25 protein-coding genes are annotated in these 21,314 nt (G+C 38.2%); 10 read left to right on the top strand and 15 right to left on the bottom strand.

What is annotated here, in order from left to right:
• The first annotated feature begins 19 nt into the window (after nt 1–19).
• Complete coding sequence (gene rpsU, locus J671_RS14475; RefSeq protein WP_001136722.1) at nt 20–235, top strand: 30S ribosomal protein S21; 216 nt, start codon at nt 20–22, stop codon at nt 233–235.
• A gap of 26 nt (nt 236–261) precedes the next feature.
• Nucleotides 262–708, top strand: coding sequence for a GatB/YqeY domain-containing protein (locus J671_RS14470; RefSeq protein WP_004700591.1), 447 nt, complete (start codon nt 262–264; stop codon nt 706–708).
• Between the two features lie 101 nt (nt 709–809).
• On the opposite strand, the gene J671_RS14465 is transcribed toward J671_RS14470, so the two are convergent.
• The 12 genes from J671_RS14465 to J671_RS14415 form a co-directional block, all read right to left on the bottom strand.
• On the bottom strand, nt 810–2,237 hold the full coding sequence (locus J671_RS14465) for a M48 family metalloprotease (RefSeq protein WP_081404907.1): 1,428 nt from the start codon (nt 2,235–2,237) through the stop codon (nt 810–812).
• Between the two features lie 145 nt (nt 2,238–2,382).
• On the bottom strand, nt 2,383–3,348 hold the full coding sequence (locus tag J671_RS14460) for a 2-hydroxyacid dehydrogenase (RefSeq protein WP_031982684.1): 966 nt from the start codon (nt 3,346–3,348) through the stop codon (nt 2,383–2,385).
• A gap of 11 nt (nt 3,349–3,359) precedes the next feature.
• The gene (locus tag J671_RS14455) at nt 3,360–4,013 is read right to left on the bottom strand and encodes a hypothetical protein (RefSeq protein ID WP_031982683.1); all 654 of its coding nucleotides are present in this window, start codon (nt 4,011–4,013) and stop codon (nt 3,360–3,362) included.
• Nucleotides 4,014–4,113: 100 nt separating this feature from the next.
• The gene (locus J671_RS14450; protein WP_004707885.1) at nt 4,114–6,003 is read right to left on the bottom strand and encodes a M48 family metalloprotease; all 1,890 of its coding nucleotides are present in this window, start codon (nt 6,001–6,003) and stop codon (nt 4,114–4,116) included.
• Nucleotides 6,004–6,081: 78 nt separating this feature from the next.
• A complete protein-coding gene (gene purF, locus J671_RS14445) occupies nt 6,082–7,623 on the bottom strand; it encodes an amidophosphoribosyltransferase (RefSeq protein WP_002049153.1) in 1,542 nt (513 codons plus the stop codon).
• A gap of 25 nt (nt 7,624–7,648) precedes the next feature.
• On the bottom strand, nt 7,649–8,236 hold the full coding sequence (locus J671_RS0104580) for a CvpA family protein (protein ID WP_002049156.1): 588 nt from the start codon (nt 8,234–8,236) through the stop codon (nt 7,649–7,651).
• Between the two features lie 6 nt (nt 8,237–8,242).
• Nucleotides 8,243–9,247 carry a quinone-dependent dihydroorotate dehydrogenase gene (locus J671_RS14440; protein ID WP_031982681.1) on the bottom strand — a complete coding sequence of 335 codons (1,005 nt, stop codon included), beginning with the start codon at nt 9,245–9,247 and terminating at the stop codon, nt 8,243–8,245.
• Between the two features lie 89 nt (nt 9,248–9,336).
• Nucleotides 9,337–9,816, bottom strand: coding sequence for a type II secretion system protein GspM (gene gspM / locus J671_RS14435; protein ID WP_031982680.1), 480 nt, complete (start codon nt 9,814–9,816; stop codon nt 9,337–9,339).
• The gene (gene gspL / locus J671_RS14430; protein ID WP_031982679.1) at nt 9,816–10,955 is read right to left on the bottom strand and encodes a type II secretion system protein GspL; all 1,140 of its coding nucleotides are present in this window, start codon (nt 10,953–10,955) and stop codon (nt 9,816–9,818) included. Before gspL ends, gspM begins: the two co-directional genes overlap by 1 nt.
• A 22-nt stretch (nt 10,956–10,977) precedes the next feature.
• Entirely contained in the window at nt 10,978–11,433 is a 456-nt protein-coding gene (locus J671_RS14425; protein WP_031982677.1) for a SixA phosphatase family protein, read from the bottom strand.
• Nucleotides 11,434–11,488: 55 nt separating this feature from the next.
• On the bottom strand, nt 11,489–12,562 hold the full coding sequence (locus J671_RS14420; protein WP_002049214.1) for an NAD(P)H-dependent glycerol-3-phosphate dehydrogenase: 1,074 nt from the start codon (nt 12,560–12,562) through the stop codon (nt 11,489–11,491).
• Between the two features lie 34 nt (nt 12,563–12,596).
• Nucleotides 12,597–13,172, bottom strand: a complete 576-nt coding sequence (locus tag J671_RS14415) for a nitroreductase (protein ID WP_031982676.1) — start codon at nt 13,170–13,172, stop codon at nt 12,597–12,599.
• Nucleotides 13,173–13,375: 203 nt separating this feature from the next.
• Here J671_RS14415 and J671_RS14410 point away from each other — a divergent pair, with 203 nt between their 5' ends.
• Nucleotides 13,376–13,756: a hypothetical protein gene (locus J671_RS14410; protein ID WP_002049100.1), complete on the top strand. Its 381-nt coding sequence runs from the start codon at nt 13,376–13,378 to the stop codon at nt 13,754–13,756.
• Between the two features lie 39 nt (nt 13,757–13,795).
• Here J671_RS14410 and rhlB read toward each other — a convergent pair whose 3' ends face one another.
• Together rhlB and J671_RS14400 are read right to left on the bottom strand one after the other, a co-directional pair.
• Nucleotides 13,796–14,947, bottom strand: a complete 1,152-nt coding sequence (gene rhlB / locus J671_RS14405; RefSeq protein ID WP_004886271.1) for an ATP-dependent RNA helicase RhlB — start codon at nt 14,945–14,947, stop codon at nt 13,796–13,798.
• A gap of 109 nt (nt 14,948–15,056) precedes the next feature.
• Nucleotides 15,057–15,269, bottom strand: coding sequence for a cold-shock protein (locus J671_RS14400; RefSeq protein ID WP_000126912.1), 213 nt, complete (start codon nt 15,267–15,269; stop codon nt 15,057–15,059).
• A gap of 374 nt (nt 15,270–15,643) precedes the next feature.
• Here J671_RS14400 and J671_RS14395 point away from each other — a divergent pair, with 374 nt between their 5' ends.
• From J671_RS14395 to J671_RS14375, 5 genes are all read left to right on the top strand, one after another.
• Complete coding sequence (locus J671_RS14395) at nt 15,644–15,889, top strand: sulfurtransferase TusA family protein (RefSeq protein WP_004886267.1); 246 nt, start codon at nt 15,644–15,646, stop codon at nt 15,887–15,889.
• A 133-nt stretch (nt 15,890–16,022) separates the two neighbouring features.
• Entirely contained in the window at nt 16,023–16,889 is an 867-nt protein-coding gene (gene rpoH, locus J671_RS14390; RefSeq protein WP_002049311.1) for an RNA polymerase sigma factor RpoH, read from the top strand.
• Between the two features lie 109 nt (nt 16,890–16,998).
• Nucleotides 16,999–17,364, top strand: coding sequence for a DUF423 domain-containing protein (locus J671_RS14385; RefSeq protein WP_002049118.1), 366 nt, complete (start codon nt 16,999–17,001; stop codon nt 17,362–17,364).
• A gap of 13 nt (nt 17,365–17,377) precedes the next feature.
• The gene (gene thiS / locus J671_RS14380) at nt 17,378–17,575 is read left to right on the top strand and encodes a sulfur carrier protein ThiS (RefSeq protein ID WP_022575392.1); all 198 of its coding nucleotides are present in this window, start codon (nt 17,378–17,380) and stop codon (nt 17,573–17,575) included.
• A gap of 13 nt (nt 17,576–17,588) precedes the next feature.
• On the top strand, nt 17,589–18,374 hold the full coding sequence (locus tag J671_RS14375; RefSeq protein ID WP_001154366.1) for a thiazole synthase: 786 nt from the start codon (nt 17,589–17,591) through the stop codon (nt 18,372–18,374).
• Nucleotides 18,375–18,591: 217 nt separating this feature from the next.
• Here J671_RS14375 and yaaA read toward each other — a convergent pair whose 3' ends face one another.
• A complete protein-coding gene (yaaA, locus tag J671_RS14370) occupies nt 18,592–19,371 on the bottom strand; it encodes a peroxide stress protein YaaA (protein WP_031982674.1) in 780 nt (259 codons plus the stop codon).
• 125 nt (nt 19,372–19,496) lie between these two features.
• On the opposite strand from yaaA, the gene J671_RS14365 reads away from it, so the two are divergent.
• Both J671_RS14365 and J671_RS14360 read left to right on the top strand, forming a co-directional pair.
• Nucleotides 19,497–20,129 (top strand): alpha/beta hydrolase, encoded by a 633-nt coding sequence (locus J671_RS14365; protein ID WP_016805219.1) that lies wholly within the window; start codon nt 19,497–19,499, stop codon nt 20,127–20,129.
• 194 nt (nt 20,130–20,323) lie between these two features.
• The gene (locus J671_RS14360) at nt 20,324–21,280 is read left to right on the top strand and encodes a ribonuclease Z (RefSeq protein WP_031982673.1); all 957 of its coding nucleotides are present in this window, start codon (nt 20,324–20,326) and stop codon (nt 21,278–21,280) included.
• Nucleotides 21,281–21,314: the final 34 nt, after the last annotated feature.

The raw sequence follows: 21,314 nt of genomic DNA, 5'->3' as shown, positions 1-21,314 counted from the left end.
ATAATCTAGAGGATTTTACATGCCACAAGTTAAGTTGAAAGAAGGCGAACCAGTTGACGTAGCTATCCGTCGTTTCAAACGTTCATGCGAAAAAGCTGGTGTTTTAGCTGACGTTCGTAAGCGCGAATTCTACGAAAAACCAACTCAAGAACGTAAGCGCAAAAAAGCTGCTGCAGTTAAACGCTACCAAAAGAAATTGGCTCGCGAATCTGTACGTACTACTCGCCTTTACTAATTAATTTGTGATTGACTGCTGAAATTATGACTACTTTAAAAGACCAAATTACTGATGCATTAAAAACTTCTATGCGTGCCAAAGATATGGCAACAGTGACGGTTTTGCGTAGTCTACAAGCAGCAATTAAGCAAATCGAAGTTGATGAGCGCATAGAGCTTGGCGACGCTCAGGTTCTTGCGGTCATTGAAAAGCAAATTAAACAACGTAAAGAATCGATCAAAGCCTTTGAAGGTGCTGGTCGTGATGATTTAGCTAGTAAAGAACAAGCCGAAGCTGAGATTATTTCCCAGTTTCTACCAGAAGCTATGACTGAGGAAGAGCTTGATTCTATCATTGAGCAAACGATTGCTGCTCAAGAAGCAACTAGCATGAAAGATATGGGTAAGGTGATGAATTCTCTACGTCCGATCATAGCCGGGCGTGCCGATCCTGCTCAAGTTTCAGCAAAAATTAAAGCTAAATTAGCTTAATTCCCTCCTCTCTCTTTATATACTCTTAGACTAAGCTTTCATTTACTTGTCAGTTTAAGTATATTTGTGTGTTTGAAAAGCATAAGCTCAAACTACAAGCTCTAAATTTTCATTCGTCGCTCATCTTGCATTTGCTTTAATCGACTATCAATTTTAGCTGACATGGCTTGATTGCCTTTCGCTAGTCTTTGTGCATGTAGCATAGATTTAATTGCATTTTCTTCACTACCAGACCAATACTGTGCTTCTGCACGATATCGCAACACATTCACCGCTCTTAATGGTGACTGTTTATCTAAATTAGCGGCTTGCTGTAATAATTGCCAGCCTTGAATATCTCGAGCATTTTTATTAATAAAACGCTGCACCAAAGTTTGCACTTGAGCATATTTACCTTGACGCAATAAAACCTCAGCCAATTTGTAGCTAAAAGCTTTATTTTCAGGCATTGTCATTTGTAAGGGAGCGATCGAATTATAGGCCTGATCAAGTTTATTCTGACCTAAATAAATATCTGTTTGAATTAAAGAAACAAGTGGCTTACCACTAGATTTTACTTGATCTAAGGTTGTTTGAGCTTGGGCATAATCTCCTTGTTTAAGATAAAAAGCAGATAAAGCCAGTAACCCTGCGAGATTTTTTTGCGATGCCAGACTTTGCAATTGGTTTTCAGTCGCCTCTCCCGCAACCACCATGGTGTACCATTTTAAAATTTCAAAATCGACATCATATATTCGACTTTTAACTTTAGGCATCTGGTTTGCTCTTAAACGGGCCTCGCTCATACGTTCAGTCGTTAAGGGATGCGTAAGCCAAAAATCCGGCAGGAAACTTACATGACTTGTTACTCTGTGCATCGTTTCAAAATAATCTGCCATACTTTGCGGGTTATAACCTGCAGCATACATATATTGCATTCCAATACGGTCAGCTTCACGCTCTTGATTACGACTATAAGTGAGCTGTTTATCCAGAAGTGCAGCTTGCGTACCCAACATGACTGCAGCTCCAGCATCCCCGCCTGCCTGAGCAGCCAAAGCCACACCTGCTAGCAAACCAGCCAAGCTCAAAAGAGTTTGTCCTTTAAAAGCCTCTTCTGAACGACTAAAGTGCCTTTGCGAAACGTGAGCAATTTCATGGGCCATCACTCCAGCAATCTCATCAATATTTCGAGCCGAGGAAATAAGACCTGTATTTAATGCAAATAAACCACCAGGAACAGCAAAGGCATTAATTTGTGGGTCTTTAATGACCACAAGCCCAATAGGTTGTCCAAGCTGTGTTTCAGCCAAGATATTAGAGAAAACTTGAAAAAACTGATCTTCCAACCATACATCCTGTATGACTGGCATTTGTTTATGAACTTCACGGAAAACTTTTTCACCGATAAATTTTTCTTTTTGTTGATCAAGTAATCCTATTCCACTACCAATATTCGGAATTTCAACCTGCCCAGAAGCTGGTTTTGAGTCAAAAGGATTAGCGTAAGAGGCATTTGTTATAAAAGCCAAACTTAAAATAACTGGCAAAAATTTCAAAAGTTCTTCTCTATTAAAAATTAAACTAACAAAAAAAGCCCATTCATATAATGCTTGAGTTTCTTACATCATATGAGCAGGCTTTCACTATAACATTGAAAATAGACTATATTTGCAATGAAGTGTTATTCAATATTTATACGAAATTAGGGTTCACCAAATACCTTGGTGTTTTATCTTCCAATGCTTCTACTAAGTTTTTATAAGCTAAATTTGCCATTTTTTTGCGTGTTTCAGCTGTAGCAGACCCCACATGAGGCAAAGTAACAACATTTGGTAATTTAAAAAGTACCGAATCTTGCAAAGGCTCTTTTTCATATACATCTAAGCCAGCAGCAAAAATGACTTCCTGCTGTAAAGCTTCAATAAGTGCCTGCTCATCAACCACTGAACCGCGCGCAATATTGATAAAGATAGCGTGCTTTTGCATCAGCTCAAATTGAGCTTTGCCCATTAAGGCTTTAGATTCTGCATTTAAATCAACTGCTGTGACTACAAAATCAGACTGTTGTAGCAACTCATCCAAACCTAGATATTGAGCATTCAATGGCTCGGCCAATTCAGGCTTTTCGCGTCTATTATGGTAAACAATATTCATGTTAAAACCATAAAAACCACGACGCGCAATTGCAGCACCAATATTACCAAGTCCGATAATACCAAGTGTTTTCCCAAAAACATCCAGACCAAACTGCTGTGGCCCTACTGTTCTTTTCCATTCGCCTTGTTTAGTCCAGTGGTCTAAAAATGGTACTTTTCTAGCTGCGCTTAACAATAGAGTAAAGGCAAGATCCGCAGTAGTTTCTGTCAAAACATGAGGTGTGTTTGATAACCAGATTTTCTTTTGGTTCAAATAAGCAACATCATAATTATCATAACCAACAGTCACAGATGAAATAATTTTTAATTTTTGTGCTGGAGCAAGGTTACTTTCATTAAGCAAGCGTCCCGCGCCAATCATTCCATCAGCATCTACCACTTCTTGTCGTATCTGTTCATTGATATCACCCAGTTTAGGGTTTAATACGACAACATGATAATCCTGCTGCAACCGCGACAAAATCTCTTCATCAATTTGACTAAAAACTACAACCTTTTTCATGTATATCCCTACTACTCATTGTTATCTTGCATAAGTTGCCACAATCTTTTCTTAAGGAGAGGCTTATCTAACATTTCTTTTAAACTAGCTAAATGAATAAGATTTGCATGTTGAATATACGCACATTTACCTAAACACAAAATCTTTTTTTCTGCCGCTACAGCATCTAAAAAACCCTGAATATATGAACTCACGCCACGTTGATCTTGATATGCCGCTAAGGGAAAAGGCCATTTTAATTCAGCATAGTGACCCACTTTAGCCTTTTGTATATTTGTCCAAAGTTGTTTCTCTTCTTTTTCTAGTGCTGTCACATCAACAAAGATTACACACTTTTCAAGGCAATAAGCCTGCAACTCGAATGGAGCAATCGCTTCTTGCTCAACAGCAATCACAGGTTTTTCAATAACCCTTTCAGACTGCGGAACATCTCTAATTGCTATTGAAGGTTGCTCTACAACTTTAGGTGCTTCAGGCAACAAAGGCTTAGATGGCTTTTGTCCAAAAGCAGGAACATCTATTGTAGGTGTGATAATTGGTGTATGAGATTCAAAAATCTGATCTCGCCATACAGTATGGGCATTATTTTTTTGGCACGCTTGTGTTCTAGGAATCCATATATCAATTCCTAAAGTTGCCAGTATATTTCTTTGCTGCCCAATCATGTTTAAATCAGTACCTCTAATCTACACACATTCTAACGGGCTTCTGACTTTTTTTCAGCGTTTTCTTTTAATGATCGCTAGTAGAAATCACATATGTCTCTTAAATAATCATAACGCTATTTTTCTTCTGCATTTGCTCTACAATTTCATCGGACTCAAAACCAAATCGCCAGTAGAGTAACTCCAGCACATCAAGTTCATCTTGGGTAATAATGCGGTCACTCCATAAACACATCTCAGCAATTGCCAAAATACTTAGACGGTCACGAAGTAAAAGCCCAGCAATGTCATTTAAAATTTCAGCCAAGTCTAAAGGCTCATCCGAAATTTCATCATAAATATGCATTTCATCTGGGTTAAGTAAAGAACGCAAAATACGCTCACGGACTTCCAACTGGTTTGGACTATTAATTTGTTGCACATGAAGCAACGCATCAATTAAACGGACTATTTGAGGCTTCACTTCTTCAAATGCTGTAGGCAAGTGAAGTGGCATCAAGTTCAATTCATATTTGACCCGCTCTAATAGTAGCGCATCAAGCAGTCCGATCTCTCCGTCTTCCTGAATAATAAGTGCTAGTTTTGTCAAAAATTGACGCGCAATACTTGCAGGCATATGGCCAATATTTTTACATGCGTCATGAAATATCTGAATATGAATACGACCATCCAGATTAAGCAAAGCATCGACTATCGAATGGCTTACAGGGGCTTCTTGCGGAATAAATTCTCGATATTGACGAATCATTAAAATCGCAACCATCACCTCACGTGAACCAGTGGCTGTTTGCAATGCACGCTGAATAAGTTCAGGGCGTTTTTTATTACGTCGGATATCACTACTTAAAGGCTTAATTGCATCATTTAATGCAAAGCTAATTGGAGAAAGACGCAATAATGGCAGCGGTTGTGGTGATGACCACGGAATATAGATTTCCGTCTCAGATTCTTCTAATGAACGGAAAAGACTAAATAAAGGCCTATTGCGAAGTTTCTTTAAATTTTCTAATTGTAAATCTTGCAGTAAAGTTGGATTAAGTTCGTAAATACGTTCACGAATGCTCGGGTGAATATTCATCCAGCTTTGAGGGCTAAGTGAATTTGCAAAACACATATGCGCGATTGATTCAGAATAAGCACTATGAATTTGTGATCCTGAATGGTGAACATAAATACGTAATAATGTTTGGGTATTCGTACTATTTTTTAGCAACCGCATAGTTTTTTGGTCATTGCGAAATGTGCGGCCACTTAATGTTAAATATTTAATAAAGCGAGTGATTAAAACACCTAAACTTCCTGCTAACCAAATCACTCCACCAACAGCTACAAACACAGTCTCGAACTTATGCTTATAACCCGGACTGTAGCGCTTAAAACCTTGTTTTGCGAGCTTACTGCCCCATTGACTGAAGGTCGTTAAACCGCTGTATAAAATTTTTAATTTAGTATTTTCTACAGCCTCACCAGATAAAATTTGGTTAAATTCATGACCCAGTAAACCATACAGCTCCAATTCATCTAGATTCTGTAAAGCTCCCCAAGTCAAAATAATGACAATATCATTTGAGTGAAAACCTGCAGTTAATGCATTTACACCTACTTCATCAGGCAAAACATAGAGAGTTGGAACGTTAAGAGAAAATGTTTGCGCCAAATGTTCTGTAATTTTTAATGCCGCATGTTCTTCTGGTGTACTCTCGCCTTTTACCAAACGACGCGCTTTAAGCTGTTTAGCAAGGGAATGACCACCTTTACGTAAAATATAAAGCTCGGTCACCACCGACCAAACCATAATAAAAAGCAAAAGAGCAATAAAATAGGGGCTTAAGGCATGCCACCAAATCGGTTGGCTATAATCAAAAAAATGAACAAGTAAACCTAAAATGAGATTTAAAATAAAAATAGTCAAAAGCACAGCGACCAAACACATAGTGATGGACCATGCCATATTTTTATTTTCGATTAAATAGTGGCTTACTTCTTTCAATGTAAATATTCCCAATTACATTGTTAAGTTTCATCATAAAAGAAAAAAGCGGGAAACACCCGCTTTTTTCGGCTATTTCTATTCTTCTTTAATACCCGTCAAATCTACGGACGCTGCATCAATATTGACATCAATATAACCATCTTTTTTCTTTTTCGCAGAATCATTACGCTTCTGTTCCAAATTATTCAGATAGTCTGCATCAATTCCACCAGTTACATAGATACCATCAAAAACAGAGCAATCAAACTCAGTCAATGTAGGAACCTTACTTGTACGTACAGCGTTCTTCAAATCTTCCAAATCTTGGAATACTAAACGATCAGCACCAATAATTTCCTGGATTTCCTCTACACTGCGTTCTGATGCAATAAGCTCAGTTTTAGCAGGCATATCGATCCCATATACGTTTGGATACATCACTTTTGGTGCTGCTGAAGCAAAGTATACTTTTTTCGCACCTGAGTCACGCGCCATTTGAATAATCTCATTACACGTAGTACCACGTACAATAGAGTCATCAACCAATAGAACGTTTTTGCCTTTAAACTCTAACTCAACAGGGTTTAATTTCTGACGTACAGATTTTTTACGCTGTTGCTGACCCGGCATAATGAAGGTACGACCGATATAACGGTTTTTCATAAACCCTTCACGGAACTTCACACCAAGAATATTTGCAAGTTCTAATGCAGAAGTACGGCTTGTATCTGGAATTGGAATAACCACATCAATATCATGGTCTTCACCCCAGTCACGCAAAATCTTGTGCGCTAATTTTTCACCCATTTTTAAACGGGCTTTATAAACTGAAATACCATCAATAATTGCATCTGGACGAGCAAAATAAACATATTCAAAAATACACGGACGATATTTTGGATTAGCCGCACATTGTTTAGTGAACAACTGACCTTCAGCATCAATGAAAATTGCCTCACCCGGTGCGATATCACGTTCGATTTTAAAACCAAGAGCAGTAATCGCCACAGACTCAGATGCAATGATATATTCCATCTCGCCTTGTTCAGTCACACGCGAGCCATAAATCAGTGGACGAATACCATTTGGATCGCGGAAACCAACCAAACCATGACCAGTGATCATAGCAACTACGCCATAAGCACCTTGGCAGCGCTCATGAACACGAGAAACCGTATGAAAAATATCTTCAGCTGTAGGATTTAACGTTCCTTTCTTTTGCAACTCATGTGCAAAAACGTTTAAAAGAACTTCTGAATCAGAATCAGTGTTCATGTGACGCAAATCTGTTTTAAACAGGTCATCATGAATTTCTTCTGCATTGGTCAAATTACCATTATGCGCAAGTGTAATACCGTAAGGTGAGTTCACATAAAATGGTTGAGCTTCAGCACTACTAGCAGAGCCCGCAGTTGGGTAGCGCACATGACCAATACCGTAATTACCAAGTAATGCTCTCATATGACGAGTATGAAAAACATCACGCACCATACCGTTATCCTTACGAAGGAAAAGACGGCCTTCATGGCAGGTTACTATTCCAGCTGCATCTTGCCCACGATGTTGCAACATCGTTAATGCATCAAACAACATTTGGTTCACTGGCGATTTACCGGCTATACCAACAACTCCACACATAGCAACCTCGCAGACAAGCTAGGAATTAATAAAAAGGATTCTTTGTTGAATGGTCAGGCCGGATTTCTGGTTCTTCCGACTCGTCCATTGGTTTTGGAGAAGTGCGAGATACACCGCCTCCAGATGTTATCTGATGAAAAGCCTCACTTGCTGCCCCTTTAGAAAGCTCCGTGGCTAAAGGTGCGTAAGGCAATAAAAACTGAATAAATTTGGATTGCTTCCAATGAGGTGAACTTTCTACCCAAGGACCAACACCTTGCATAGTAATAAGAACAACCAATAAACCCTTCAACGAACCAAAAGCACCACCTGCTAAACGATTTAATGGCCCCAATTTTAAACTTTTCAAGAGGCCATTTAAAAATGCGGTGACGATCCAAGTTAAAACAATAATAATGAGTGCAATAAATGCAAAAGCTGCAATCTTTTGAACCACCGGATCCTGACTTAAACCCGACATTGACGGAGCTAGAAGAACAGCATATTTTGCACCCATAATTAATGCAAAAATCCATCCTACCAAGTTCGCAAAGGCTTTTATAAATCCTTGCCGCAAACCGTTTAGCCCCCCAATGAGCAAAAGTATTAGAATGATGATATCAATAGTGTTCATGTTCAATTAGGTCATAGCTTCAACACATTGCTTTACAAGCGTTGGTCCCGTATAGATTAGACCACTATAAATTTGAACAAGTGTTGCTCCAGCTTGTTGTTTTGCTAAAGCTTGCTCACCAGACAAAATACCACCCACACCGATTAAAGGAATTTGTCCTTTCAATGATTGAGCAAATAAACGTAAACATTCTGTACTTTTTTCAAATACAGGCGCACCTGACAAACCGCCTGACTCATTACCGTAAGGCAGGTTTTCCACCCCTTCTCTCGACAAAGTGGTATTGGTCACAATAAGACCATCAATTTTAAAATCTAATAATTGAGCAGAGATAAACTCAACATCTTCAGCTGTTAAATCCGGAGCAACTTTAAGTACTAGAGGAACATAATGGTTATATTGCTCAGCCAACTCAAGTTGACGCGCTTTTAAGGTTTGCAGTAATTCAGTTAACGCATCACCACTTTGTAAACTACGTAAGTTTTTAGTATTCGGTGATGAAATATTGACGGTAATATATGAAGCGTAGTTATAAACTTTCTCAAGACAAATTAAGTAATCATCAACTGCTTTTTCGACAGGCGTATCGGCATTTTTACCAATATTGATTCCTAAAATGCCTCTAAACTTTGAAGCTTTGACATTTTCAATAAGTTTATCAACACCATCATTATTAAAACCCATACGGTTAATAATGGCTTTAGCTTCAGGAATACGAAATAAACGTGGTTTCGGATTACCCGATTGCGGACGAGGTGTAATTGTACCAATTTCAATGAAACCGAAACCTAATCCGGCTAATGCATCAATATGAGCACCATTTTTATCTAGACCTGCTGCCAAACCTACCGGATTAGGAAACTCGATTCCCATACATGTAGTAGGTTTTGCTTCTACGGTCTGACGCATCAGGCCTAGCTTATGCGCTTTATCAAGCATGGATAATGTTAATTCATGGGCACGCTCTGGTGCTAAACTAAACAACATCGGGCGAGCAAGTGAATATAACATACCAATCACAGTCTACTGATTTTAGGTACGCATATTATAGGCACAGGCAGCACAAAACACCATGCTTGACATAAGCATATTTTGATATGTTATTGAACTGTCGCTGTTAATTTAATCTGACCTTCGCTTGAAACCATTTCCATCTTCTGAATACTAAGACCCATCTGTGCAAGTTGTGTTAAAAAGTTAGCTAAAATTGCATAATTCTGATGCGTTACAACAATTTGTAACTGCTCTCCATTTTGCTGAGAAGTCACAGTTAAACCTTGCTGTTGAGCTACCCTTTGTATTTTTCCAGACTTATCAAGTTCAAGCTCATTTGCAGGCTTCATAGTAACTGCATTACTTTGCATCCACACCATCAGATCTTTTAAATCATTTAAGCGTTTTTGCTGTTGTTCTGCCAAGGAATGCATTTTCCAAAGTGAAGACCCAACAATAGCCACTACCACAAAAATTGTAGTAAAGACCACCATAACGCGTTCACGGACAGTTAAACGATCTAGGTACTGAACAACTTGTTCAATCCACTGATCAAAACGATTCTGCAATTGAGCTAACATTTTCATTATTGTATTTTCACCACCCCAATTGCCCCACCACCATTTGCTTGGACATTACCTAGCTCAGCTTTAAATCCTTGCTGATTTAATTGTTGTGTCAAAGCTTGTAAATCATCTGCCGATTTTGCTTTTAATGCCATCGTTAAAATTGAAGCATCATAATTAAGTTGCTGAGCCAAAATCTGTCTTTGCATTAAAATAGGTCCAACACGGCTTAACAAAGAAAGTGCTTGTGTATCACCTTGCTGACTCATTCTTAAATGACTTTCAAATTGACCTTTTATATTTTGTTCAGTCACACGACTAGATGGTCCAAACCAGTATTTATATTGTTCAATTGTCTGGTCAGCAGTTAGATTTGCTACTTTTTTCAATTTGACCCAACGCAATAAATCATAGCTAAACTGAACTACAATAATTGCTAAAATAACGGCAGCACATGCCTTCCAATAACCAGAAAAAGTACGCTCCTGACCTTTTGATTTTGGTAAAACATTAAAAGGATGCTGCTTAGTTTTATCTAATGGCTGAAATTGATAAACGAACTCAGAACGTTGTTCTGTACTTGAAGCTGCTTCTAAACTTTCTAGTTGCTCTGGTGTTAAACCACTATATTGATAATGTTTTTCAGCTGACTGAAATTCTAAAAAAAGCCCCAAATCATCAATTGAATTACCCAACCATTTATTTTCACGCACCAAAAGTTGGTGATTAATATTACACAGAATAACTTGCTCGGTTTGCGGCTCTGGCAATATTAGAAAATCTGGTAGCAAGGAAACAAGTTTGGTTGGCAACAAAGCCAAAGAATGTTGCCATGTCTCGACCATCCCTTGAGCAACGCCCAAGACAGTTAACTGATCGGCATGAAAATGGTGAACCACTTTCATATGATCAATCGGCAAAGTCACAAACTCTTCAAGTAGATATTTAACCCCATCAGCCCCCAGTTGTTTGTAGTGGGACTTCGCCATAGTTTGCTGAAGCATTTGTGCATGACGACTCGGAAAAAAAACCGAAGCTTCTTTTCCCTGATGTATTTGCAAGTCTTGTATTAATTGATCGAGACTCGCAGCCTGCAACCAGCTCTCTCCGTTAGACCAATGCCATATTCCATTGGTTTCAGGCATCCATATATACAGCATGTTGGCTAAATAACCTTTTTAATTATATTGTGGGTATAAAACTATTTTTTTGTGTTGATAAACCATTTGCAATAACAGCTTGATCATAAATTCTAGCTTCAGCAAGTGCAAATGGATTGAAATTTTCATGAGTAAGTAACTCTGCAATATGACCTATTACATTCATATGGCAAACCACTACAATCGACTCATAAGGAATTTGAGACAACCATTCAACTGCTTCTTTTGCATCATCATCTGGCTTAATTTTGTCGCATAACAGCACTGGCACATCTTTAAAATAAGTCTGGATATGCGTCAAAGTTTCCTGAGCACGCAACAAAGGACTAACAACAAAAATATCCGGTTTTACAATGTCTTTTAAAAATGTTGCTGTTTGCTCAGCCTGTGCATGTCCACGCGCAGTAAGGGGACGTTTAATATCATTACCATTAACTGGTGGAGCAGCTTCCCCATGACGAACTAATGTCAGTTGCATAAAATTTCCTTGTTAATAATTCTGCATTATAACCACAATTTATGACATTTATTCGTCAGACTTCATGATGAGGTAAAACAAACTCCACATCACTACGATGACCATTTTTCATAAGAGAAAGTGCAATATTTAATGGCGGAGCACCTTCAAAAATGACTTCATATAAAGCATTGGTAATTGGCATATATACATCTAGTTCTTGTGCCTTACCACGCACTTGGACAATTGTATTAATACCTTCAGCAGTTTGCCCCAATTCTTTACTTGCTTGATCAAGTGTCTTGCCAGAACCTAGCGCATATCCGATTTGATAATTACGGCTCAATGGACTATTACATGTCGCAAATAAATCACCTACACCAGACAAACCTAAAAATGTAAGCGGGTTTGCGCCCTGCTTTACCGCGAAACGGCTCATTTCAGCCAAAGCACGCGTTAAAATCATACTTTTGGTATTTTCACCAATTTTATATGCAGCCCCAATTCCCATCGCGACTGCATAAATATTCTTAAGTGCACCGCCTAACTCAACTCCATGCACATCATCGCTACCAAAAACACGGAATAACGCACTATGAAGCGCATGCTGCACGGCATAACGGACGAGTTCAGAATCACTAGCAATCACTGTACCAGATGGCATACCTGCCATAATTTCTTTGGCAAGGTTTGGACCTGACAATACACCATAGGGAACTTCTGGTAGTTCTTCACGAATAATATCGCTCATAAAACTAAATGTTTTAGCTTCAACACCTTTAGTTAAAGATACAACTGCTTGTGCAGTAATATAAGGAGCAATTTGTTTTAAGACATCGCGGAAAGAATGGCTAGGAATTGCAACTAAAATAATATCTCGGTCACATACCGCTTGCTCAAGATCAGACACAGCACGTAGTGAAGATTCTAAAGTGAAGTCTGGTAAATAACGTTTATTAATATGGGTTTTATTAATTTCTTCTGCTGTTTCCGCATCACGAATCCAGATCATGGTATCGCAGCCATTACGAGCAGCTAAATTCGCCATGGCTGTACCAAAGCTACCGCCCCCTAAAACGGTAATACGTAGTGCCGTTTTTTTATCGACCGCAACAGGTTCCACCAAATCTGTAAACTTAAATTCAGCCATGCTTTATTATCCTATTTCTTACTTTTACAGACGCTTAAGCCTGCCAAACTTTTACGAATTCTTTACTTTCAATATCTGCACGCGGTGCAATTGCTTTAGCTGCTGTGCCAACGTAAATAATACCTGAAATTAAATCATGCGGTTGCAGACCTAAATGCTGTTTTAACCAAGTTGATTCAACAACAGCACCACTACGCCACATAGATGAAAACCCCTGAGCTTGCAAAGACAACAAAAGATTTTGTACTGCCGCACCAGTACTTAAGATTTGCTCAAAATGTGGCACTTTTGGATGATCTTGTAACTGTGTAAGAGCTAAAATCAGTAGCGGAGCACGAAAAGGATGTTGCTTAACACGTTCCAGCTGAGCGGGGTCAGATTCTCCTAAATCTACCAATGCTTTTGCTAAAACCTCACCAAAAGCAGCACGTTGTTCACCAGAAATAACGACAAAGCGTGTTGGCTTAAGCCTATGATGATCTGGAGCAGTTAAAGCAGCCTGAAAAGCCAACTCTAATTGATCTGAGTTTGGAGCTGGCTCAATTAATTGGCCAATAGACTGACGCTGATGAATATTTTGGTGAATTATTTGTATTGCTGAATCCGTCATTAATATTGATCTAACTCAAAAATTCGAAATAGATTAGCATAATCTACCGTTAATCCACCATGGAATCTAGCCTATAAACTTAGTGAACTTATAGTTTGACATTTTTTAATACAAAACTTCAAAACTCATACAACGTATTCAAAATCAAATAGAAAACTTATGTTCAAATAGCTATGTCTTTTAGCGATTAACTTAGGTGAATCATGAAAAAAATAATTTTAGCGAGCGCAATGAGCGGCGTTGTTTTATTACTTGGTGCTTGTGCTACCACTCCTAAAAATACTTTAGCAATTCAAAAAGAAAATAATCAGTTTGAAGTGACTGGTATCGGCAAAACTAATTTAATTGCAAAGAATAATGCAGTTACTGCCGCACAGAAAACGTGCTCTAAGAATACAACTCCTGTTATTGTTGATGAAAAAACCACTTATCATGGTGTATTAAAAGATGTAGTAAGTGAAAAGACGGGTCAAATGGTAGAAGCCGCTGCAGGTGTTATTGGTACTTTAACTGGTAAAAATGCGTCTTTAGCAAAAGATGATGACTATCAAACTACTCTTACATTCTATTGTAAAATTAATTAATTGAAAAAAATCCCAATCAATTGATTGGGATTTTTTTTATTAGCAATACCCGTCTAATCGGGTAAGTGGTAGTTTTTTACCAATTGCTTTTTCAATTTCCGGCAAATAGAAAGCATCATCTTCAGACAAGAAACTAATACTCACTCCTTGTGCACCTGCACGACCTGTACGCCCAATACGGTGAACATAGTCATCAGACTGCTCAGGTAAAGTGAAGTTGATAACATGCGATACGCCATCTACATGAATACCACGACCTGCAACATCCGTTGCAATCATGATGTTATGCTTCCCTTGCTTAAACTGCTCTAGCATTTTCAAACGTTTATCTTGAGCAATCTCACCAGATAGCATTCCTACTTTATATCCATCTTTTTTCAAATGGTCATAAAGACGGCGCACTTGATCACGGCGGTTGGCAAAGATCATGACTTTATCAATTGGTTCTTCACGTAAAATATCTTGTAAAAGACGATATTTATCTTGTTTAGCTACAACATAAACACGTTGTTCTACATCGTTATTGGTCTTTTGTTCAGGCTCAATTTCAACTGTTACCGGCTCAAACAACCACTGTCTTGCTAAATTTAAGACGTCGTAACTAAAAGTCGCCGAGAACATCAGGGTTTGACGTTGTTCCTTACGTGGTGAATAACGAACAATACGTTTTACCGAAGGAATAAAGCCCATATCTAATAATCGGTCAGCTTCATCAATCACCAAAAATTCAATTTGATCGAGCCAGACTTCTTTTTGTTCTACAAAATCGATTAAACGTCCTGGTGTAGCAACCATGATATCGACAAAATTAGCATCAAGTTGCTTCTTCTGCTTATCAAAATCAACACCACCCAATAGGGTCACTAAATGTAAATTAGAGAATTTTGTGAGAAACTTTGCATCGCTTTCAATTTGCAAGGCCAACTCACGAGTAGGCGCCAAGATTAAAGCACGAGGTTCGCCACGGAAACGTTGTTCTTTAACCGGATTATTGAGTAAATCATTAATTACACTAATCAGAAAAGCAGCTGTCTTACCTGTTCCTGTCTGTGCTCGCCCAATTGCATCGTGCCCGGCTAATGTATATTTTAAAACCTTTTGCTGAATTGGGGTCATTTGAGTAAACCCTAAAGCATCAATCGCCTTTTTAAGTTGCGGATGTAAATTCAAGGTTTCAAAACCAGATGTCATAAATACGCGCTCTAACAAACAATCTCTCGAATGAGAAGATCATTATAAACAAAAACGCCCCAATTCAAAAATTGGAGCGTCCATGATTCATCAAAAAGATGAATTAGTCTTAGTCTAAAGGCTGAACGTTTTCAGCTTGAAAACCTTTTTGACCTTGTACAACGCTAAATTCTACACGTTGACCGTCACGTAGAGAACGGTGACCGTCACCTACGATTGCACGGAAGTGAACGAATACATCGTCGCCGCCGTTACGTTGAATAAAACCAAAGCCTTTAGTGTCATTAAACCACTTTACTACGCCTTGTTCACGAGCTGTCATAAGTCAATCCTCAGATGATGAAAAAAGGACCTTCCGGTGTTGCAAACAGCAGAGCAAACAAGGTTTTAAAATTTTTATAATCTTAAAGCTTGTAATCATTCTGTAAAACTATCAACAATTTCCGGTTACATCCATTTGTTATAGGTTATTAAAACAATTTAACTGTGTGGTAATTCCTAAAACGGTTCGAGCTTAACACGGGTTTATGACAATTAATAGAATTTTTTTCAAATATTTCCCCTATTTTTAGCTCTTTTTTTAAACAGCTTATTACAATAATTTTTATGTATTCCTTTAGCTCTTAATTTTTATAAAACACCTAGAGTTCGTAAAAAAATTTGTTAAAATATTTTTTTTATTTGTTTTTAAAATGAATGAGCACTACTTCTTCTGCTGTAGCACCTATTGAAATTAATGCCCTTGGTCAACCATGTCCAATGCCTTTATTAATGTTAAAACGTGAACTTAAGAAAGTATCAGGAAAGCAGCTATTTTTATTGAAATCATCTGACCCGCATAGTGAAATTGATGTAACGCGTTACTGCACTTTACATCATTTTATGTGTCAAACCATGCAGATTTCAGAAAGAGAATTTCACTATTTAATTGAAACTCAATGATTCTTTGTTAAAATCTAAGATTAGAAACTGCATAAAATTTTACATTTTTCTACCCAATTTTCCTTAATTATGAAGCCAATTCAAATTAAGATGAATTTATTGGTTAATCCATCCTATCCTATAAGGAGAACTCATGAGTGACAGCAGCAATCAATTGATGCCCCTGTCATTGTCTGCGCCCGGTGTAAACCTTGGTGCATATATCAGTACTGTCAATCAGATTCCTATTTTAACGGCCGAGCAAGAAAAAGAACTTGCTGAACGTTATTATTATGACCAAGATCTTGATGCCGCAAAAATGCTGGTAATGTCGCATTTACGTTTTGTTGTTCATATTGCGCGCAGCTATGCAGGTTATGGCCTCCCTCAAGGCGACCTTATTCAAGAAGGTAACTTAGGCTTAATGAAAGCCGTAAAACGTTTTGACCCAAATATGGGCGTACGTCTCGTATCTTTTGCCGTCCACTGGATTAAGGCAGAGATCCATGAATACGTTATTCGTAACTGGCGTATTGTAAAAATTGCAACGACTAAAGCTCAACGTAAACTTTTCTTCAACTTACGTAGTTTGAAAAAATCGAGTAAAAAATTAACACTCGAAGAAGCACAATCTATTGCTAACGACTTAAATGTAACTCCAGAACAAGTTTTGGAAATGGAAGGTCGTTTAACTGCTTATGATGCTGCTTTTGAAGCGCAAGGCGATGATGACGACGATACTCCACATACAGCACCTGCCTTGTATTTGGAAGATAACCGTTACGACCCTGCTCGTTTAGTTGAAAATGAAGACTGGGAAGAGCAAAGTACATCTGCTTTACATGATGCAATGGACCAGTTAGATGATCGTTCGCGTAATATTTTGCAGCGCCGTTGGTTAGATGATGATAAATCTACCCTACATGAGCTTGCTGCTGAATATAATGTATCAGCAGAACGTATTCGTCAGCTTGAAAAAAATGCGATGGAAAAAATTAAAGTCGCTATGTCAGCAAGCTAAAGTAAATAAAAAATAAAAGGGCGATCAGCCCTTTTATTTTATCTGGCTATGTTTAGCCAACCTATTCTATGGTAACGTTGCCTTTCATTATTCAGTTGCGTTTTTTGTTATGTGGATTGCCATTTCAGCCCTTAATCTTGCTTTTGCAGTCATGTTGGGTGCTTTTGGAGCACATGGTCTTAAAGCTCACGCGAGCCCTGAACAAATTGCTTGGTGGCAGACTGCAACCGACTACTTTTTTTATCATGCACTTGGGCTATTAGCCCTTGGTATTCTAAGTAAGGTTCTTCCCCATTTCCCAATCAAGTTATCTTTCTTGCTTATTCAGATTGGCATTCTGTTCTTTTGTGGTTCGCTTTATATCATGGCATTAGGTTTACCACGCATATTAGGCGCAATTACGCCAATCGGTGGAGCCTTAATGATTGCTGGATGGCTAGTTTTGGCTTGGAATGCTTTCAAATACGCAAAATAATCGGAATGTGATCATGCAAATTTATTTAAATGGCGAATTAACGGACACGCCTAGCCAAAACCTTTTGCAACTCATTCAGGAGTTGGCACTTGAAGGAAAACGTTTTGCTGTTGAACACAATCAGCAAATCGTACCTAAAAGCAAATTAGAGCAAATTATGATTGCTCAACATGACCGTATCGAAATTATTCACGCTGTTGGCGGCGGCTAAGTCGGAGTTATCCATGCAAGACACCCCTCTCATTATTGGTTCACGTTCTTTTCAATCTCGTTTATTGGTAGGAACTGGCAAATATAAAGACTTAAATGAAACGGATTTAGCCATTCAAGCCAGTGGTGCAGAAATCGTAACTGTCGCAATCCGCCGTGTGAATATTGGACAAAATCCAGATCAACCGAATTTACTTTCAGTTATTCCACCAGAAAAATATACTATCTTGCCAAATACCGCAGGTTGTTTTGATGCTGACAGCGCAGTACGTACATGCATGTTAGCCCGAGAATTACTGGATGGTCATAACCTAGTAAAGCTTGAAGTGTTGGGCGATGAAAAAACCTTATATCCAAATGTAACCGAGACTTTAAAAGCTGCTCGTACTTTAATTGATGACGGTTTTGAAATTATGGTCTATACCTCGGATGACCCAATCATTGCGCAAGAACTTGAAAGTATGGGCTGTGTTGCAATTATGCCTTTAGGCAGTTTGATTGGTTCAGGTTTAGGTATTTTAAACCCGCACACCATTTCAATTATTAAAGAAAATGCGAAAGTACCAGTTTTAGTAGATGCAGGTGTTGGTACAGCAAGTGATGCAGCTATTGCGATGGAACTTGGTTGTGATGGCGTACTCATGAATACAGCAATTGCTGCTGCGCAAAATCCTATTTTAATGGCTTCTGCAATGAAGAAAGCTGTTGAAGCTGGACGTGAAGCATTTTTAGCTGGACGTATGCCACGTAAACGCATGGCAAATGCAAGCTCGCCAGAAACAGGTTACTTCTTTAAGTAATCATTAATTTTGCCTAAATTTTAAAGCACGATAACAAAAGCTATCGTGCCGAGTGGCATGGATGCCACTGTTGAACAGGGGCCACATGGATGTGCCCTCTGTTCAACAAAGGTTTTTGTTACTTTTGACCTTTCAAAAGTAAGGCATAACCCTTATAGAGTTTAATAAATTAAACATGAGACCAAAGGCCGCATGGCATGTGAAATTATTAATTTAATTAAGCCACTTGCTCATCACGTTTAAATACCAACTCTTTTGCAGATGAGTTATCAGCATCAAAGTAGTAACCTTCGGTATTAAAAGCCTTAAGATCCTCGGCTTTATTTAATTGGTTTTCAACAATAAAACGAGCCATTAAACCGCGTGCTTTTTTCGCATAGAAACTAATAACTTTATATTTGCCATTTTTCTGGTCAAGGAAAACAGGCTTCACAATTTCAGCCTTAATTTTCTTTTCATTGACAGACTTATAATATTCATCCGAAGCTAGATTTACTAATAATTCAGATTTAATTGCGGCCAAGTCTTCATTAATTTGGTTAGTGATGATATCACCCCAGAATTCATACAAATTATGACCGCGCGTATTTTTTAATTTAGTACCCATCTCTAAACGATAAGGCATCATTAAATCTAAAGGACGCAATAAACCATATAGACCAGAGAGCATACGCAAATGCTGCTGTGCAAAATCAATATCTTTACCTTTTAAATGATAAGCATCTAAACCAGTGTAAACATCACCTTTAAATGCATAGATTGCTTGGCGAGCATTTGAGAAATTAAATTCGGGATGCCAATCTCTAAAACGGTCTGCATTGAGTGTGGCAATTTTTTCACTAACACTCATTAAAGTCGCAATTTCCGAAGCGGAAAGTTTGCGGCAAACATCAATTAATTGTGCTGAGTTTTCTAATAAGCGCGGCTGAGTAAACTCATCTGTAGGTAACGCTGTTTCATAATCTAAAGTTTTTGCAGGAGAAATTAAAGCAAGCATAGATAACCTGAAAAAATTATTCTTAATACCAACTATAACAGTAGATATTTTTTAATGCTAACTCGTGTTTTCAATGACGACTATCGGTAAAATAGGAATACGTATTGTTATTTATCGATTCTTATATGTCTGAGCAAATTTTCATTCAGGGTCCAGTAGGTAAAATTGAACTTTTTGTAGACCGCCCTGAAGGTGAAATCAAAGGCTTTGCGGTTGTTTGCCATCCGCACCCATTGCAAGGTGGAACTCCTCAACATAAAGTCCCTGCTCTTTTAACCCAAATCTTTAATGAATATGGTTGTATTGTTTACCGTCCTAGTTTCCGTGGTTTAGGTGGCAGTGAAGGTGTTCATGATGAAGGCCATGGCGAAACCGAAGATATTTTAGCTGTGATTGAACACGTTCGTAAGCTTCATGAAGGCTTACCATTCTATGCAGGCGGTTTTAGCTTCGGCTCACATGTTTTGGCAAAATGTCATGCGCAGCTTAGCCCTGAATTACAGCCAGTACAATTAATTTTGTGTGGTTTACCAACAGCTACTGTTGTGGGATTACGTCACTATAAAACCCCTGAAATTCAAGGTGATATTCTGCTCATTCATGGTGAGCAAGATGATATTACTTTACTTTCAGATGCAATTGCATGGGCAAAACCGCAGAAGCATCCAATTACGATTTTACCGGGCGCTAACCACTTCTTTACAGGTTATTTAAAACAGCTTCGTCAAATCATTACACGCTTTATTATCATGAAATAAAGTGTATTTGATGGGCATAACTTGAGAGTATGCCCATCATTTTCAAGTATGTCCTTATTGAAAATTATTCCAACTTAACCCAGAACGTGCCAAATATTTTTTTACTCGGTCGCTATCATTTACTATAATTTTTATAAAATTCTAATAAGTGTCTATAATATAAATTACGCATTTGATTAAAAAATTCCAAGAATATGCTTCATTTTACTTTTTTAGGCACATCATCAGGTGTACCCACACTTTCCCGTAATGTTTCAGGATTAGCGGTTCGTAACAGCAAAAATAAGGACTGGATTTTAGTTGATGCCGGCGAAGGTACCCAGCACCGCATTCAACAAGCTAAACTTTCCTTGCAAAACCTAGTTGCCATTTGTATTACACATGTTCACGGCGATCATTGTTATGGTCTAGTTGGTTTATTGGCAAGTGCAGGCATGAATGCCCGTAGCAAACCCTTAATCGTGATTGCACCGAAAGAAATTCAGCAATGGTTTGAAATCACTGCCCAGCTTACAGATTTACATTTACCCTATTCCCTTCAATTTATTGATGTGAATGATGCAATACAGCCACAACAGATCACTGATGAATTTATTGTTCAAGCACATCCTCTAAGCCATCGTGTTCCAAGTTTTGCTTTTAGTATTTATATCAAATCTATTCAGAAGAAGTTAGATACCCAAGCTCTCACACAGCTAGGCGTGCCTCAAGGCGATATGTGGGGCCATTTAAAACGTGGCTACAATGTTGAATTTGAGGGACAAACTTTAAAAGCTCAAGACTTTATCAAAATTCAAAATCAACAAGTTCATGCAATTATAGGTGGTGATAATGACCAACCAGAGCTATTAGCTAACGCTTGCAAAGATGCCCAACTCCTTATTCACGAATCAACATACTTGCAAACGGTTTTAGATAAAGTCGGCAAAGGTCCAATGCATAGCTCAGCAAAAATGGTGGCTGAATTTGCAGAACAGCAATCTTTGGGTAATTTAATTCTGACGCATTTTAGCCCTAGACATCAGGATAAAGCTGGGCAGCTAGCTATTGCCGAAGAAGTTCGCCAGTTTTATAAAGGTCATTTTTATTTAGCGAATGATTTTGATGAGTTTACTTTAAATGAAACAGGACAACTTTTAAAAATCACTTAAACAACAAATTTATTGTGAAATCGAGTTAAATCCA

Source organism: Acinetobacter sp. 1130196, assembly GCF_000588095.1.
GTDB classification, from domain to species: Bacteria; Pseudomonadota; Gammaproteobacteria; order Pseudomonadales; family Moraxellaceae; genus Acinetobacter; species Acinetobacter nosocomialis.
The sequence above is the reverse complement of the archived record's forward strand: the minus strand, read 5'-3'. Positions and strand labels throughout refer to the sequence as shown.

Coding starts and splice junctions, on each gene's coding strand:
- purF (WP_002049153.1), bottom strand. CDS start 7,623: ATGTGTGGAGTTGTTGGTATAGCCGGTAAATCGCCAGTGAACCAAATG.
- J671_RS14395 (WP_004886267.1), top strand. CDS start 15,644: ATGAGCACTACTTCTTCTGCTGTAGCACCTATTGAAATTAATGCCCTT.
- J671_RS14415 (WP_031982676.1), bottom strand. CDS start 13,172: ATGACGGATTCAGCAATACAAATAATTCACCAAAATATTCATCAGCGT.
- J671_RS14425 (WP_031982677.1), bottom strand. CDS start 11,433: ATGCAACTGACATTAGTTCGTCATGGGGAAGCTGCTCCACCAGTTAAT.
- J671_RS14400 (WP_000126912.1), bottom strand. CDS start 15,269: ATGACAGCTCGTGAACAAGGCGTAGTAAAGTGGTTTAATGACACTAAA.
- gspL (WP_031982679.1), bottom strand. CDS start 10,955: ATGCTGTATATATGGATGCCTGAAACCAATGGAATATGGCATTGGTCT.
- J671_RS14460 (WP_031982684.1), bottom strand. CDS start 3,348: ATGAAAAAGGTTGTAGTTTTTAGTCAAATTGATGAAGAGATTTTGTCG.
- rhlB (WP_004886271.1), bottom strand. CDS start 14,947: ATGACATCTGGTTTTGAAACCTTGAATTTACATCCGCAACTTAAAAAG.
- gspM (WP_031982680.1), bottom strand. CDS start 9,816: ATGAAAATGTTAGCTCAATTGCAGAATCGTTTTGATCAGTGGATTGAA.
- J671_RS14365 (WP_016805219.1), top strand. CDS start 19,497: ATGTCTGAGCAAATTTTCATTCAGGGTCCAGTAGGTAAAATTGAACTT.
- yaaA (WP_031982674.1), bottom strand. CDS start 19,371: ATGCTTGCTTTAATTTCTCCTGCAAAAACTTTAGATTATGAAACAGCG.
- J671_RS14420 (WP_002049214.1), bottom strand. CDS start 12,562: ATGGCTGAATTTAAGTTTACAGATTTGGTGGAACCTGTTGCGGTCGAT.
- J671_RS14410 (WP_002049100.1), top strand. CDS start 13,376: ATGAAAAAAATAATTTTAGCGAGCGCAATGAGCGGCGTTGTTTTATTA.
- J671_RS14360 (WP_031982673.1), top strand. CDS start 20,324: ATGCTTCATTTTACTTTTTTAGGCACATCATCAGGTGTACCCACACTT.
- J671_RS14455 (WP_031982683.1), bottom strand. CDS start 4,013: ATGATTGGGCAGCAAAGAAATATACTGGCAACTTTAGGAATTGATATA.
- rpsU (WP_001136722.1), top strand. CDS start 20: ATGCCACAAGTTAAGTTGAAAGAAGGCGAACCAGTTGACGTAGCTATC.
- J671_RS14470 (WP_004700591.1), top strand. CDS start 262: ATGACTACTTTAAAAGACCAAATTACTGATGCATTAAAAACTTCTATG.
- J671_RS14440 (WP_031982681.1), bottom strand. CDS start 9,247: ATGTTATATTCACTTGCTCGCCCGATGTTGTTTAGTTTAGCACCAGAG.
- thiS (WP_022575392.1), top strand. CDS start 17,378: ATGCAAATTTATTTAAATGGCGAATTAACGGACACGCCTAGCCAAAAC.
- J671_RS14385 (WP_002049118.1), top strand. CDS start 16,999: ATGTGGATTGCCATTTCAGCCCTTAATCTTGCTTTTGCAGTCATGTTG.
- rpoH (WP_002049311.1), top strand. CDS start 16,023: ATGAGTGACAGCAGCAATCAATTGATGCCCCTGTCATTGTCTGCGCCC.
- J671_RS0104580 (WP_002049156.1), bottom strand. CDS start 8,236: ATGAACACTATTGATATCATCATTCTAATACTTTTGCTCATTGGGGGG.
- J671_RS14375 (WP_001154366.1), top strand. CDS start 17,589: ATGCAAGACACCCCTCTCATTATTGGTTCACGTTCTTTTCAATCTCGT.